The sequence below is a fragment of the Margalitia sp. FSL K6-0131 genome, assembly GCF_038008735.1.
In the GTDB taxonomy this organism is placed as follows: Bacteria; Bacillota; Bacilli; order Bacillales; family Bacillaceae_C; genus Margalitia; species Margalitia shackletonii.
Window position 1 is genome coordinate 2,630,120 of sequence record NZ_JBBOZS010000001.1, and the last position, 14,168, is coordinate 2,644,287.

14 protein-coding genes are annotated in these 14,168 nt (G+C 37.2%); 4 read left to right on the forward strand and 10 right to left on the reverse strand.

All coding sequences use genetic code 11. The features are described 5' to 3' along the window. Window positions 1–108: 108 nt before the first annotated feature. On the reverse strand, window positions 109–897 hold the full coding sequence (locus NSQ59_RS12815) for a Cof-type HAD-IIB family hydrolase (RefSeq protein WP_055739706.1): 789 nt from the start codon (window positions 895–897) through the stop codon (window positions 109–111). A 168-nt stretch (window positions 898–1,065) separates the two neighbouring features. Between NSQ59_RS12815 and NSQ59_RS12820 the strand changes: the two genes are divergently transcribed. After that, window positions 1,066–1,854 (forward strand): LAGLIDADG family homing endonuclease, encoded by a 789-nt coding sequence (locus tag NSQ59_RS12820; protein WP_055739707.1) that lies wholly within the window; start codon window positions 1,066–1,068, stop codon window positions 1,852–1,854. 16 nt (window positions 1,855–1,870) lie between these two features. Next, window positions 1,871–2,251: an rRNA methyltransferase gene (locus NSQ59_RS12825; RefSeq protein ID WP_244885869.1), complete on the forward strand. Its 381-nt coding sequence runs from the start codon at window positions 1,871–1,873 to the stop codon at window positions 2,249–2,251. A gap of 462 nt (window positions 2,252–2,713) precedes the next feature. Here NSQ59_RS12825 and NSQ59_RS12830 read toward each other — a convergent pair whose 3' ends face one another. The 4 genes from NSQ59_RS12830 to NSQ59_RS12845 all read right to left on the reverse strand — a co-directional run bounded on the left by NSQ59_RS12830 (window position 2,714) and on the right by NSQ59_RS12845 (window position 5,931). Beyond that, entirely contained in the window at window positions 2,714–3,082 is a 369-nt protein-coding gene (locus NSQ59_RS12830) for a VOC family protein (RefSeq protein WP_055739709.1), read from the reverse strand. A 13-nt stretch (window positions 3,083–3,095) separates the two neighbouring features. Beyond that, on the reverse strand, window positions 3,096–4,127 hold the full coding sequence (locus NSQ59_RS12835; protein ID WP_235950419.1) for an S-adenosylmethionine:tRNA ribosyltransferase-isomerase: 1,032 nt from the start codon (window positions 4,125–4,127) through the stop codon (window positions 3,096–3,098). Next, complete coding sequence (locus NSQ59_RS12840; RefSeq protein ID WP_055739711.1) at window positions 4,127–4,849, reverse strand: SDR family NAD(P)-dependent oxidoreductase; 723 nt, start codon at window positions 4,847–4,849, stop codon at window positions 4,127–4,129. The genes NSQ59_RS12835 and NSQ59_RS12840 overlap by 1 nt, the downstream gene beginning before the upstream one ends. A 329-nt stretch (window positions 4,850–5,178) precedes the next feature. Beyond that, window positions 5,179–5,931 carry an SDR family NAD(P)-dependent oxidoreductase gene (locus tag NSQ59_RS12845; RefSeq protein ID WP_055739712.1) on the reverse strand — a complete coding sequence of 251 codons (753 nt, stop codon included), beginning with the start codon at window positions 5,929–5,931 and terminating at the stop codon, window positions 5,179–5,181. A 222-nt stretch (window positions 5,932–6,153) separates the two neighbouring features. Between NSQ59_RS12845 and NSQ59_RS12850 the strand changes: the two genes are divergently transcribed. Beyond that, window positions 6,154–6,756, forward strand: a complete 603-nt coding sequence (locus tag NSQ59_RS12850; protein WP_083489306.1) for a TetR/AcrR family transcriptional regulator — start codon at window positions 6,154–6,156, stop codon at window positions 6,754–6,756. A gap of 186 nt (window positions 6,757–6,942) precedes the next feature. Here NSQ59_RS12850 and NSQ59_RS12855 read toward each other — a convergent pair whose 3' ends face one another. Continuing rightward, on the reverse strand, window positions 6,943–8,097 hold the full coding sequence (locus NSQ59_RS12855; RefSeq protein WP_055739714.1) for an MFS transporter: 1,155 nt from the start codon (window positions 8,095–8,097) through the stop codon (window positions 6,943–6,945). A gap of 227 nt (window positions 8,098–8,324) precedes the next feature. On the opposite strand from NSQ59_RS12855, the gene NSQ59_RS12860 reads away from it, so the two are divergent. Further along, on the forward strand, window positions 8,325–9,176 hold the full coding sequence (locus NSQ59_RS12860) for a LysR family transcriptional regulator (RefSeq protein ID WP_055739715.1): 852 nt from the start codon (window positions 8,325–8,327) through the stop codon (window positions 9,174–9,176). A 135-nt stretch (window positions 9,177–9,311) separates the two neighbouring features. Here NSQ59_RS12860 and NSQ59_RS12865 read toward each other — a convergent pair whose 3' ends face one another. The 4 genes from NSQ59_RS12865 to NSQ59_RS12880 all read right to left on the reverse strand — a co-directional run bounded on the left by NSQ59_RS12865 (window position 9,312) and on the right by NSQ59_RS12880 (window position 14,159). Then, complete coding sequence (locus NSQ59_RS12865) at window positions 9,312–10,640, reverse strand: 6-phospho-beta-glucosidase (RefSeq protein ID WP_055739716.1); 1,329 nt, start codon at window positions 10,638–10,640, stop codon at window positions 9,312–9,314. A 576-nt stretch (window positions 10,641–11,216) separates the two neighbouring features. Further along, the gene (glpK, locus tag NSQ59_RS12870) at window positions 11,217–12,707 is read right to left on the reverse strand and encodes a glycerol kinase GlpK (RefSeq protein WP_055739717.1); all 1,491 of its coding nucleotides are present in this window, start codon (window positions 12,705–12,707) and stop codon (window positions 11,217–11,219) included. Between the two features lie 158 nt (window positions 12,708–12,865). Further along, window positions 12,866–13,342: a staygreen family protein gene (locus NSQ59_RS12875; RefSeq protein ID WP_055739718.1), complete on the reverse strand. Its 477-nt coding sequence runs from the start codon at window positions 13,340–13,342 to the stop codon at window positions 12,866–12,868. A gap of 58 nt (window positions 13,343–13,400) precedes the next feature. Continuing rightward, window positions 13,401–14,159, reverse strand: coding sequence for a hypothetical protein (locus tag NSQ59_RS12880; RefSeq protein ID WP_340831541.1), 759 nt, complete (start codon window positions 14,157–14,159; stop codon window positions 13,401–13,403). Window positions 14,160–14,168: the final 9 nt, after the last annotated feature.

Consider the following 14,168-nt stretch of genomic DNA (forward strand, 5'->3'; position numbering starts at 1 on the left):
GCTTTTTTTGCAGCCAAGTAAACGTTGATAAACATCAATAGGTTCGCAGAATTAAATGATTATTATTGATAAAAATACGAAATAAATCAGATATGTTTTAAAACAACCTTAAACCACATATGATTTTTGAAGATAATGTTCTATAAACTCCGCTAATCCATCTTTTTCATGATGCCCTGTAACAAAATCAGCTACTGCCTTAACCTCTTTACTAGCGTTGCCCATCGCCACACCAGTACCGACATTACGAAGCATCTCTATATCATTCGGTCCGTCACCGATGGCTACGACTTCATTTGGACTAATTCGAAATGCGGGAAGTAAGCTTTTTATAGCAGACCATTTAGAAACATAAGGAGCAACCATCTCAAATCCGTCACTCCAATTAATGACTTCTGCTTCTTTTTTAAACAAATCGGATAGTTCAGGACTTGGTGCACCTGTACGAATACTATATTTAAGAACATCTTGATAATTGGCCTTCCGTAAATCTCCTACATACCGTGGCGGAATTTTCCCAACTTTAGTCCAATAATCGATTTCTTCATTTGTTTCCTTACAATAAAGCCCATTTGCTGTATGGATAATAACATTACACGGATTTTCAGCGGTCAAATGGTGGAATCGTTCTTCGTTCAGTCGGACGGTTTTCATTTGAATAGCCCTTCCTGTCTCTGCATTGTAAATAGCGGCTCCATTCAAACAGATCATGGGAGTTCGTAATCCAATTTCTTGATGGTAGGGAGCGGTTACTTCGTAATGTCGACCGGTTGCCAGAAAGACCATGACTCCTTGATTAATCAGCCTATAAATGGCTTCCATATTTCGTCGGGAAATGTTGTTTGCAGTATTTAGGAGTGTACCATCCATATCAATAAATATTGCACGCATATTCATTATTCTGCCTCCTCATTCGTTGGTAAGCCAATCATATCATCTGAATATTAAAGAATTGTAAACTCAATGTGCAGATATCTTTAATTTTTATATAAATAAGAACGTACATTCTATATTTGTGATATAATAAAAATCAGATAGAATTGTAGATGAAGTGGGGGGTGTGAATTGCCTAGAAAACCGGGAATAACAGATGAGATGATCATTAAAATGTATAAAGACGGTATGTCATTTAAAGAAATGGTTTCCATCATTGGAATATCCGACCGTGCTATCAGAAATGTTATGTATAAGCATGGAGTTAAGATGAATCGAGAGCAATTTTCTGGACAACCTCGTAAACATAAAGTGAATGAGGATTTTTTTAAAGTATGGTCACATGAAATGGCATGGGTTTTAGGCTTATTTATTACTGATGGACATGTACATAAGGATCTCCATAGCATTTCATTTTCCCAAAAAGATAAAAGGCTACTCCAATTAATTGCCGAATATATGGAAGCGGATTTTGTTTTAGCTCCAAGTGGATCAACCAGAACAACTCCAACATTAATCATAAATTCAAAAGAAATAAAAATGGATTTAGCAAATTTAGGTGTTAAATCCAAAAAGTCATTGACGGTTCCATTTCCTAATATACCGGATCAATATTTACCTTCTTTTATTAGAGGCGTTATAGACGGAGATGGTTGGATACAGAGTACAGGATATGTAATGAACATTACAACAGCAAGCTTTGAATTCGCAGATGGTCTTTTAAATGTTTTCCAAAGCTGGAACCTACGTTCAGAAATTACATCGGCCATTAGCCTGGCAGGAAATGCTATTTATAGAGTTTGGGTAAAAGGCAAATATGATCTTCCGAAGTTAGCAAAAATAATATATCGGGATGCGAAAGATAATTTCGTACAATACAAGAAAGATCGTTTAACTCAGCGAATGCCTAATGAAAGTTAAATAATATTTATGAGGAGTGATTAATTTGTGGAAATTAATTAATGGTAGTTTGGTACAAACGAGTGATGAATCAAGAATCAAGTTTCGAACAAATATTAGTAAATCTATATTAGAGGATCTTCATACATTAGCATTGGAATTTGATTCACATGTAAACTATCTTATTGAAAACGGCCTTAAAAATGTTTTAACACAAGGTGTTATAACTTATAATAAAGAAACGAGACCGAAGGATAGAGTTCAATATAAAACAACCTATGATAAAGAATTACTTGAAAACGTTAAAAAGTTTGCAAAGGAACATCATTTATACATAAATGATGTCATTGAATATAGCGTACAATTTATTGATTTAAATAATATAAAAAACAGCGGATATAGAAACAGGATAGAGTAGAGATGAATACTCTAACTTTTATATTTCTTAAAACGCCCCCGACGTAATATATATTATAGGAAGCAGTGGAAAAACAATAATCTCTGTCTCATATCCTAAGAATACTTTAAATAATGAGACAGAGAAGATTTTTTCTACTAAGATCTAACTTTAATTAGTTTGCACACGGAATAATTATTAATATAGATCTTAATGAAGATTTCCCATTATGAATAAAAAATTTATCATTTATACTTAGTTTTTGTTGATATGTCATTACCTGGAGTTTAATTTTTGTTCTACAGTTGCAATTACTGCTATCATTTAAAACGAACATCTAAGTTTACATAACAATTTTATGTTTGCCAATTTTTTGCTTTATTGTTTAGATTGTTGATTAATCAAGCATCGGTAAATAAGTTGTATTTAGCTGCTGTAATTAAATTCTTATTACATAAGTATAAGCTGGCTTTGACGGTCAGCTTATACTCTTTCTCCATTCACCTGTAAAAATTCGATAACCTCATGATTTGGCCCTTCAAAAAATACCGTTTGCCAGTCATTCTCAAGCTTTATGGGTCCTTCCAATGCAGCAATGCCATTCTTGTTAAAACGATAGATGACTTCCTTTATGCTGTTGACCTCAAAACATATGTGAACGGCTTGGTGTAGATCTACTGACTGCCCTCCACCGGAAGTGAGTTCAAGACGAAAATGATCCGATACCAAAAAGACATTTTTTTCCTCACCGATAACAATTTGCTGTTCTTCTTGAAGACCAAATAATTCCTTATAGAAAGCAACCGATGTCTCCAGATCTTTTACTTCATTCGCAAAATGGTGAAATCGCATGGAGATTCCCCCTTTAAATGATTAAATTCATATCCCCAAATTCATGCCATTGGTATCTATTCTTTATCGCTTCATCATAAGCATTCCATAATAATTCCTGCGGCAAAAAGGCTGTAAGCATGTCTAGGTGGCTTGCTTTAGGTTCATGAAATCCAGTAATAATTCCATCCACAAACTTTAGCGGAAAACTTTGGTTGATATATAGATTCGTCACCCCCGATAACACACCGGTCATTGCTGCACTCTCCAGTGCTCTAACTACTGTTGTACCAACAGCGATCACTCTTCCCCCTGATGCTTTTGTCTTATCTATTTTCTCTACGGTTGTCTCGGAAAGATGATATTTTTCATAATTATCTGTCGGTGATGTCTCCAGCTCGTCATCCAGTAAGTAACTTAGTCCCGTATGAAGCTGAATAAATTCAAGCTGTATACCGTTGCGCTGTAGGTTAAACAATAATTCCCAGCTAAATGCTCTGCCTGCGGAAGGCATCTCAACGGAACCTGGCACACTGGCAAATACAGTTTGATAGTAATCCAACGCCCATGGTTGATGAATATATTCATAGCGAATCGGTTCCCCGAGCGCATAAATACGGTTAAATAGTTCTGTTCCTTTTTTGGAAAATTGAATCGTTCTTAGGGGACTGCTATCTGTATATTCAATTACGATGGCAGAAAGATCGGATGAAAATTGTAAGATATCACCCCTTTTAATCTCATTTGCTACAATCAGCACGTCCCAAACTTCTTCATCACGACTCCTGGCGAGCCGGATTTCTACATTTTCTTCTATCAGCTTCGTTTCTCTCAGCAACTTTGCTTGCAGAATGGCTGGTATGGTACGACTGTTGTTCAAAACAACCAAATCACCTTGCTTTAGATAATTAGACAACTGAAAAAATTGGTCATGCCTAATATTCCCTGTTATTCTATCTAAAACCATCATCTTAACATGATCCCTCCTTATCCCCCGTCTTTCAGGAGGATGGGAGGCATTTAATTCAGAGGGGAGGTAAAAATCAAACGTAGTTGCTTTCGTCATCATAATTCCCCCGAAAATTCTTGGGCTTCAAATCGCCGCCCGTTAATGCCAACAGATTTTTCCGACGCCAAATACAAGAAAATGTCCACTACTTCCTCCGGTTTAGCGAGTGGATAATCACAATCAGGAACAGCTAATTGATGCATTTCGGTATCCATTTCCCCCGGGTCGACCAAGTTTACCCGAACATTTGTTGACTCTAATTCATTTGCCCATGTTTGAGTTAGACCCTCGACCGCAAATTTTGAAATACCATATGCGCCCCAGCCCGCATAGCCAATATGCCCCGCTTCCGATGTCACATTAATGATGGAGCCTTGATTACGCTGAAGCATCCCCGAAATAACTCGCCTGGTCACTAAAAATGGCGAAATGGCATTTACTCTTAAAACTTCGGCAAAATCTTCTTCCGGATAATCGAGCAACAATGGCATGGGACTTGGCCCTAAAATAGAAGCATTATTAATAAGGACGTCCGTTTGCCCGTAGGTCTCCTCCGTCATCGCAACAAACCGCTCCACGTCCCTTGCTATTGATACATCTGCTATAACGGCAAGCACCTCAGCCCCTAATGCTTCCGCTTCGCTCTTTACCGCATGCAGCCCCTCGGATGACCTAGAACAGATGGCTAAACGAGCTCCTTCCTTTGCAAAAGCTAAAACCAATGCTCTCCCTAAACCTTTTGATGCGCCTGTAATCATAACCACTTTTTCTTTTATCATTTTCAATTTCCTCTCCTCTTTAATGTGAATTTCTTCTTGTATTTAGCTTAAAGGATTCTGGAAGTTCTACCCTCAGAGAATAGTTTGAATTGTATCTACGACTTTTGAATGAGATGATAACCTTTAGCATACTAATATTTGAGTTTACATAATAATATTATGTTTACGGATTTTTTTACTTAATTGTTCGATAGTCGATAATTAATGTAAATGCATATAAAAAATAAGAGAGTGCACAAAATGCACTCTCTCCACCACTTTTTTAATAAGAATAGTAACTACAAATCCACCAATCTATTAGAATGAAACATTATTTTAAAGGATACGGATTAAAGAGCTGTCCATCCACCGTCGATAACTAATTCAGAACCAGTCATAAAACGAGATTCGTCAGAAGCTAAGAATAGTACACCATATGCAATATCCTCTGGTTCACCAAAGTATGGAAGCTGTGTATACGCTTTATAATAAGGTAAAGCGCCTCCTTCTTCCATCGTTGGCAATGTCATTGGTGTAACGATGATTCCTGGGTGTACGGAATTCACACGAATTTTATCCTTACCATATTCAACCGCCGCAGATTTTGATAATACTCGAAGTGCTCCTTTAGCAGCAGTATATGGACTTGTACCTGCCATCCCAACAAGGCCGCCAATCGAAGAAATATTAACGATCGAACCACCTCCTGCTTTTTTCATTTCAGGGATCACGTATTTCATCCCGATTACGCATCCATTTAAGTCAATATCCAAAATCTTATTCCATTCATCCATCTCCATGTTGGCGATTGTTTTCGGAGAAGATACACCTGCATTATTCACGAGAACGTCGACTTTTCCGTATAATTTCACCGTTTCGGCAATGACAGATTTCCATTCTTCTTCAGAAGTTACATTATGTTTAATTGCTACTGCCTCGCCGCCATTATCTTTAATCTCTTTTACAACTTCGTTCAATGCTTCAACTTGAAGATCTGTTGCGACAACTTTTGCGCCTTCTTTTGCAAATAGTTTTGCTTCAGAAGCGCCCATTCCCATTGCTGCACCAGTAATAATTGCTACTTTTCCAGCTAATCTTGCCATATCTATTCCCTCCAAAAAAAAGTTAATGTAAGAAAGTACCACAATCATTACGATATTGTGAATACATAAACAGACTGTTGTTTTATCAACACCATGGTGTTAATCTCATTATAACAATCATGTACAAAAGGACAACCAACATCATTTGTAAATACGTCGTTTAGTCGACAATCAATTCATGGATGTTGCGAAAAAAAGAAAAGTAATACACGGAGGATAAAAATGTCGAAAAAAATGGATCCGCGTGTTATAAGAACACGTCAAATGTTAAGAGATGCACTAGTTGAATTAATTTGTGAGCGGGGATATGAAAAAATTACTGTTCAAGATATTGCAAAGCAAGCAATGTTAAATCGTGCGACCTTCTATCTGCATTATCGTGACAAATTTGACCTTCTATACCAAAGTTCAGAAGAAATATTAAATGACTTAACCGAAAGTATTAACATGTCTTTTGAAGGAAAAGATGAATTTGATTTTTTAAGTGGAAAACCGCATAGAAATTTCATCCATTTATTTGAACAAATTTCGCTAAATAGTAAATTATATAAAGTTTTTCTTACCGAAAAAAATATGCCCCACTTCACTGCCAGTATGATGGATGTCCTTATTGATTTTATTTCAAGAGGAATAAACATTATGCAACCGAATGATAAAATGCTCACCGTACCTCGGGATATCGCAGTCCGGTATTATGCTTCCGCTTTTCTAGGGGTAATTGTATGGTGGTTAGAAAATGATATGCCATACACTCCTACCTTTATGGCAACGCAGTTAATGCGTCTTGCCATTAAAGGCCCTTATGTCGACGATCCATTTATTTAAGGAATAACAAAAAAATAGAGTAACGACAGGAAAATGCGGATTTTCAACGCTAAGCCCATTTTCCTGTCGCTCCCCATTTTTAACAACGTTAGAAGATTGAACGGTATTAAAAATAGCATCACTTAAGTTCATCTAATTTCATTAAGAGAGACTTTAGAAATAACTACTTCTCTTTTGTTCAGAAATTTAACTAATTTTACTTTCCTTTTTATTTGTTAACATTAGAATCAATTGTCCGAAAAATGCTACTAAAACAAGACAGCCAGCAGCAAAAGGAAAATAAGAAGGTGTTAAACCGGCAAACAGGACAATTCCCCCGAAAGTGGAACCGATTGCGCTCCCTAAATAATTGGCAGAACTATTTAATGCAACGGCAGCTGCACCATGTTTAGGTTGTAAGTGAAGTAATACATGCTGTTGCGGAGCTAATGAAGCCCATCCCACTGTCCCCCAAAAAAAGAAAGGTAAAAACGCTATTACAGGAAATTTAAGTGCGGTTGGTAAGCTAAATATCGCAAATGCCAATATCACTAGGATGCAGGCCATAAGCAGGGCTGGACGTCCCGTTCGGTCAATCAGAGTTCCAATCGAAAAACTCCCGATTACACCGCCGATGCACCATGCCCACAAATATGGAGTCACATTATGAATACCTTCAAGGCTCTGTAAAATGGGTGCGATGTACGTATAAAGACCTAAACTTGCAATGCTGGTAACAAACGTAATGCCAACTATGGTCGAAACACGTCTATCGGTAATCAAGGCTAAACGTTGACGTAACGACGGAGGAGTCTCAGCAGGGAGATTCGGAAACCTGGTTATGATCCCAAACATAGAGATTATACCAATAGCGGTGATACACCAAAGAGTCCCCTTCCACCCTATGTGTTCAGCCGTAATTAATCCAAGTGGAACCCCTACAACTGTACCCATACTCATACCGCCTAGTGTCATTCCCAGGGCACGACCGCTTTTTTGTTCGCTAACAATTAAAGTTGAAGCTGCAGCAGCCAGTGGCGAATATAGGCCTGCACCGATGCCTGCTATTGCACGAGCAATAAGCAACATGGGAAAATTTTGGGCCAGTGCACTAACTCCGTTTCCTATTGAAAAGACAGCAAGTGCCATTACTAAAATTTTGTGAACTGGTTTTCCTGCTAATACTGTCGCAAAAATGGGAGCAGCAAGTGCATAACAAAGCGTAAATACACTCACTGCTTGTCCTGATTGTGAATCACGAATATTGTATGTTGCACCAATTTCAGGCAACAAGCCAGCCATCACATAGGCATCAAATCCAAGAGCGAACATGCCTATAGTGAGAAGAAGAACTTTTCGCATGGTAATCCCCCTTATATATGTCAGTTAGTTCTATGCTTAGTTAACCGTTTCTACTTATTTTGTTTATCGCAGTTTGAAACGAAATTCACATTAGCCGATTACCTAAAACATTATGTTATAATCGAATGGACTTCGATATTTAAGAGATTACCAAATAAATAATGAAGAAGGAACAATCATTATTTTATGAGGATATAACAAATCGTTATAATAAATGGAGGAAGGTAATGAATTTAGAGTGGTTACAAAGTTTTGCTGAGGCAGCTAAGCAAAAAAGTTTTTCGAAGGCAGCAAAAGAAAATAATATTTCTCAACCAGCACTGAGCAAACACATTCGTAATCTGGAAGATGATCTTGAAGTTGTATTGTTTCATAGAACATCTGCTGGTATAGAACTGACTAAAGCTGGTGAACGTTTCCACATTCGAATATTGCCGGTCATTGCAGAACTAACGGAGATTCGCCAGGAATTACGACAATTTTGCCGTACTACTCCTATCGCAATAGGCAGTCTACCCAGTTTAGCTACTTATTATTTACCATCAAGGATCAAAGGGGTTCGATTATTGGATAGACCAATGACATTAATGCTTCAAAACACTTCAAAGGAATTAGTACAGTCCTTACAGGAAGGAAGACTTGATGCCGCCTTTGTTGATACATCGTATAGGAATGAGTCGTTGTGGAATTGCGAATTGTTTATGGAATCTTACTATGTCGTATTTCCTTTAGATCATCGTTTTCAGTTAAAAAAGAGCGTTGATCTTGCTGAACTCTGTGAGGAACAACTAATTGTTCATCAAGCTCCTTGTGATTCAAGAAATCATATTATTTCCCAAATGGAGTTACTAGGGCTCAAGCCAAACATTATTAGTGAGGTTGCTTTCGGGGACTTTATCTATGGATATGTAATGGGTGGGATGGGAATCACGATTGTACCTGAGTTAGTAGCTAAGAATATAAGTCATCTTAAACTCTCTTCTTTACCGATTGTGAATTTTAAAAGATCTGTTTCATTAGCTGCTAAGAGTAGCAAAATTGGATCTCAGTTATATGAGTTTATGACAGCAGTTGATTAAGTTTATAATATCCTCCATACTATTCGAACACAATGATCTTCAACAATCAGGCGCTTTCATGGCGTAATGAAAAAAGCCTGATTTTACAATAAAAATTGTTCTAGTGCTATAAACACTAGAACAATTTTTATTGTTTTACGCTTCAACTTTTTGGAAAAACTTCGGTAAATACTCTTTATGTGCTTCTAACATTTCATCCAAGATAGCTTTACCAACTTTATCAGAAGGAACAAGAGGATTAATTACCATTGCAAGTAATGCAGTATCATAGTTGCCTGTTACAGCCGCTTCTGCTGCTACACGTTCAAATGATTTTATTTGTTGTACAAGTCCTCGAACTGCCACTGGAAGATCTCCGTTGATGATTGGCTTTGGTCCTTCTTTTGTAATCACACAACTTACTTCAACGGCGGACTTATACGGGATACTTGCAATAGCTCCGTTATTAATGGTGTTAACCGGCTGAATATCACGTTTATCGTTATAAATAGACGAAATGAGACGAACCGCTGCATCACTGTAATATGCTCCACCGCGTTCCTCTAATTGAGGTGGTTTAATTGCTAAATTTGGATCTTTGTATAACTCAAATAGTTCCGCTTCAAGTTTTTGAACGACTTCCGCTCTCGTTGTGCCATCTTTAAAGTTTTTCAATTCTTTTTGCAGCATTTCATCTTTCTTGTAGTAGTACATGTGATATGGACAAGTTAAGACATTTAATGCCCGAATAAATTCTGGCTCCCAGCCTTGTCCTTTTATGTTTTTAACAAAGCTGCTGTTCTCAGGATTGGATAACAAATTAATTACTTTATCTTTTACACTAACTCCGTCTAGATACACATCTAATCCGAATACCATATGATTTAGACCAGCGAAATCAATACGAATACGGGAATGATCAACATTTAATAGCTTTGCAACCCCCATTTCAATCCCGATTGGAACATTACATAAGCCAACGATTTTCTTGTGATCAGTGTAACGAAGAACAGCCTCTGTCACCATGCCAGCAGGATTTGTAAAGTTGATTAACCAAGCATCTGGACATAATTCTTTCATATCTTTTACAATATCCAAAATAACTGGAATGGTACGCAACCCCTTAAATAATCCACCTGGTCCATTTGTTTCTTGTCCTAATACACCGTGACTTAAAGGAATTCTTTCATCTTTAGCACGAGCATCCAGTAACCCTACACGGAATTGAGTTGTAACATAATCAGCATCCTTTAAAGCTGCTCTTCTATCTAATGTTAGATGAACGTCGATGGGAAGACCTGCTTTTTCAATCATTCTTTTTGCAAGGCTCCCTACAATCTCTAATTTTTCTTTTCCTGCTTCAATATCCACTAGCCATAACTCTCTAACTGGTAATTCATGATATCGTTTTATGAATCCTTCTACTAGTTCAGGGGTATAACTAGATCCCCCGCCAATCGTTACAATTTTAATACCTTGTGTCATTCTCTATACACCTCCGGGTAATGTAACAGCTAAATAGCTGGTTGCGATTTGTAGAGTCCTACCGCAAAAATTGTAATGTAAAGTGTCTTTTTTTCATTTCTCTTCTTGTGTAAGGAAAGTAAAAGTACTTATGACTGAATTGTATCGGTGTTGCATTAAACAGTAAATAATTCGGGAGCATCTAGTTTTTAAAAACACAAGAAGTCATTTGTTACCTAAATGTAACAACATGTATCTTATGCAGGAGATGTGTTAGTCTGGGCATATCATTCCCACTTACGTCATAAGAACGTAACAATATGTCTGTAGGGGATTTTTGTTTTGTAACCCAAAAGAAGACAATACAAAAACCTTGATTTTTCTGCTTGCATAAAAAATCAAGGTTTTTAACTTCAAAAAGTGTCTTAGTGTAAGTGTTGCTGAAGATATCGCTAAACATAGGAATAATCGGCTATTACCATGGCGAGCTCTATTTAGCATTTCGCATTTTATTGATAAGATTCGTATGTCTTTAAGGGCTTGCAGCTTGAGAGAATTCAGTCCCTATTAAAAAACAATTTAATTACATACGAATCGCTATTTAAATGCTCTTGCCGCTTGAATAGCCTTTTTCCAGCCGCTATATAGTTCTTCCTTTTTCTCCTCCCTCATGTTTGGGTCAAATCTTCGGTCAACATGCCATTGGGCTGCAATCTCCTGCTGATTATTCCAAAATCCCACTGCTAAACCTGCTAAAAAAGCAGCTCCAAGTGCAGTTGTTTCATTTACGAACGGCCGTTCAACCGGAACACCTAATATATTGCTTTGAAACTCCATTAAAAAGTTATTTTTCACTGCACCGCCGTCCACACGGAGCGTTTTTAAGGAAATTCCTGAATCCGATTCCATCGCTGTTAGGACATCCCGTGTTTGATAGGCGAGAGCTTCCAGTGTTGCACGAACAAAATGCTCTTTTGTTGTACCTCTTGTAATACCGAAAACTGCCCCGCGCACATCACTATCCCAATAAGGTGTACCTAAACCAACAAAGGCTGGTACAACATAAACACCATCTGTTGAATCTACTTTGGAAGCATAGTTTTCACTATCACTTGCATCCTTAAACATACGCATTCCATCTCGTAACCATTGAATAGCTGATCCGGCAACAAAAATACTGCCCTCTAATGCATATTCAACTTTACCGTTAATTCCCCATGCTATCGTAGTTAATAAGCCATGTTTTGATTTAACAGCCTGCTCACCTGTATTCATCAACATAAAGCAACCTGTGCCATAAGTGTTTTTTGCCATCCCTGTCTGATAACAAGCTTGGCCAAATAATGCGGCTTGTTGGTCACCGGCAATACCTGCGATTGGCACTTCGTGGCCAAAGAAGTGAGAGGAAGAAGTTTTCGCATAAATTTCAGAAGATGGTCGGACTTCCGGAAGCAATGATTTAGGTATGGACAAAATTTCCAATAATTCTTCATCCCATGTTAAATCATATATATTAAACATTAAGGTTCTTGACGCATTAGAATAGTCGGTAACATGGACGGCTCCGCCGGATAATTTCCAAACTAACCAGGTGTCGATTGTGCCAAACAATAATTCCCCATTTTCCGCTCTTTTGCGGGCATCCTCTACATGGTCCAGTATCCATTTAACCTTAGTACCTGAAAAGTAAGGATCAATTAATAAGCCTGTTTTATCCTTGAATATATCGTTATAACCTCTTGCTTTCAAGTCATCACAAATATCGGAGGTTTGTCTTGATTGCCATACAATGGCATTATATATTGGTTGTCCTGTTTCTTTATCCCAAATAACAGTAGTTTCTCTTTGATTAGTTATCCCAATTGCTTCTATTTCATCTGGTTTAATTCCAGACTCAGAAAGGACTGTTGCAATAACGGCAAGAATCGATCCCCATATCTCATTTGCATTATGTTCCACCCAGCCAGGTTTCGGAAAAATTTGTGTAAATTCTTTCTGGGCTGCATGAACTATTTTTCCGTCATGGTCAAATAATATTGCGCGCGAGCTCGTTGTTCCTTGGTCCAATGATAATATGTATTTTTTCATCGTTCTCCCCCTAGTAATGCAATTTATATATATTTATTAGTTTTCCTTTATTATTAATTCCAAAATAACATGACCTAATAAAATTATCTATTAAAAATACAAAAACATGACACAGTATACAAACCGTCTCATGTTTTTTGTGACTGTTTTATTTGTTTCTACGTACTAGTGACAATAGGCTTTAAAAGGTACTGTCTAGGAGTTCCTAGTTGGAAGGTTCCGCTGAATTCAGGAATGTCGGTATTGAAATGGATGATAATGGGTGCATCCAATAGCAATGGATAATTGTTGAAAAATTGATTATCTGCTATTACAAGCATCCGAATCAATTCCGGCAGTTCCTTTTGAAAGATCATACAACGAACTTGAGTGAGTCTTCTATCGGATTCTGATCCATTCATGCTTATATTACCATTAAGCGCGTATTCTCCCATTAAGGTAATCCATTCGGCTTGGAGAATCTCTGATACATCTAAGTCGTTTGTTTGTTTGCTGAATTGGTTGCTAATCGATAAAAATAGTTTTCCGGTATATTCTGACTGTGATAAGGTATATTTTCTTCCTTCCAATGGGTGAAAGACTGTCGCTGGAGGAGCAATATTCACTGAAAGTGTTTCAGATGTCCATTCGCTCACGATAAGCAACCCCCTTAATCATTACTTAACTCAGTATATGATACTTGCCTATAAAAGGTTACCTTTTTGCCCATTTTGTCTTAATCAAATTCCATTTTCCATTTTCGAAATACCAGGTTGCCGTTAGAACGCCTAGTGAATCTGCATGGTATGCACCACTAACTTGTCTGTAAGACCTAAGCCCATATCCTTTTTTTCCTCTAACCTTTGTTATTTTATACATAGCAACTGGATCAATCATTAGTTCGGTTGGTTCATTTAATTTTCCATTTTCTTGATACAAACCTGTTTGAATGTATTCTTTTTTGCGATTGATCACATTAAGATGGAATCTTTCTTTTGTTTCTGTAACATTTATCGTTGCTTTGAAGTTATTCTCAAATTGCCCTTGAAGATTTAATTGGGGTGGTAAAGGAATTGCAACCGCTTTTTGATCTTTTATCGTATTCAAGTGATAGTTATAAATACCCCCGCTCCCGCCTGTGGAGCTGGAAGCTAGCATATCTTTTATTCCATCATGATTTAAATCAGTAAATTCGATTTTTGGTTCTAATCCCGGACTATACTTAATTTTAACGATTGATTTATTTTGGAAAACAATTTCCGACCAAATTTTTTTATAATATTTGCCTCCCTGCTGATTTGGGGTCCCTTTTAACACTATCTTCTCTTTTTTTCCATCCCCATTTATATCCTCTTTATATGTTTTAATAATGGAGATAGCAGGGGTAGCTTCTTCACCTGCATAAGTAATCGCAACAGTTGTAAAGCTCAGCATGAAAAAGGCAGTAATAGCTAGTAAGTATTCTTTTTTCATTTTAAAAAC

Coding starts and splice junctions, on each gene's coding strand:
- NSQ59_RS12815 (WP_055739706.1), bottom strand. CDS start 897: ATGAATATGCGTGCAATATTTATTGATATGGATGGTACACTCCTAAAT.
- NSQ59_RS12830 (WP_055739709.1), bottom strand. CDS start 3,082: ATGCGATTTCACCATTTTGCGAATGAAGTAAAAGATCTGGAGACATCG.
- NSQ59_RS12835 (WP_235950419.1), bottom strand. CDS start 4,127: ATGACGAAAGCAACTACGTTTGATTTTTACCTCCCCTCTGAATTAAAT.
- NSQ59_RS12840 (WP_055739711.1), bottom strand. CDS start 4,849: ATGATAAAAGAAAAAGTGGTTATGATTACAGGCGCATCAAAAGGTTTA.
- NSQ59_RS12845 (WP_055739712.1), bottom strand. CDS start 5,931: ATGGCAAGATTAGCTGGAAAAGTAGCAATTATTACTGGTGCAGCAATG.
- NSQ59_RS12850 (WP_083489306.1), top strand. CDS start 6,154: ATGTCGAAAAAAATGGATCCGCGTGTTATAAGAACACGTCAAATGTTA.
- NSQ59_RS12855 (WP_055739714.1), bottom strand. CDS start 8,097: ATGCGAAAAGTTCTTCTTCTCACTATAGGCATGTTCGCTCTTGGATTT.
- NSQ59_RS12860 (WP_055739715.1), top strand. CDS start 8,325: ATGAATTTAGAGTGGTTACAAAGTTTTGCTGAGGCAGCTAAGCAAAAA.
- NSQ59_RS12865 (WP_055739716.1), bottom strand. CDS start 10,640: ATGACACAAGGTATTAAAATTGTAACGATTGGCGGGGGATCTAGTTAT.
- glpK (WP_055739717.1), bottom strand. CDS start 12,707: ATGAAAAAATACATATTATCATTGGACCAAGGAACAACGAGCTCGCGC.
- NSQ59_RS12880 (WP_340831541.1), bottom strand. CDS start 14,159: ATGAAAAAAGAATACTTACTAGCTATTACTGCCTTTTTCATGCTGAGC.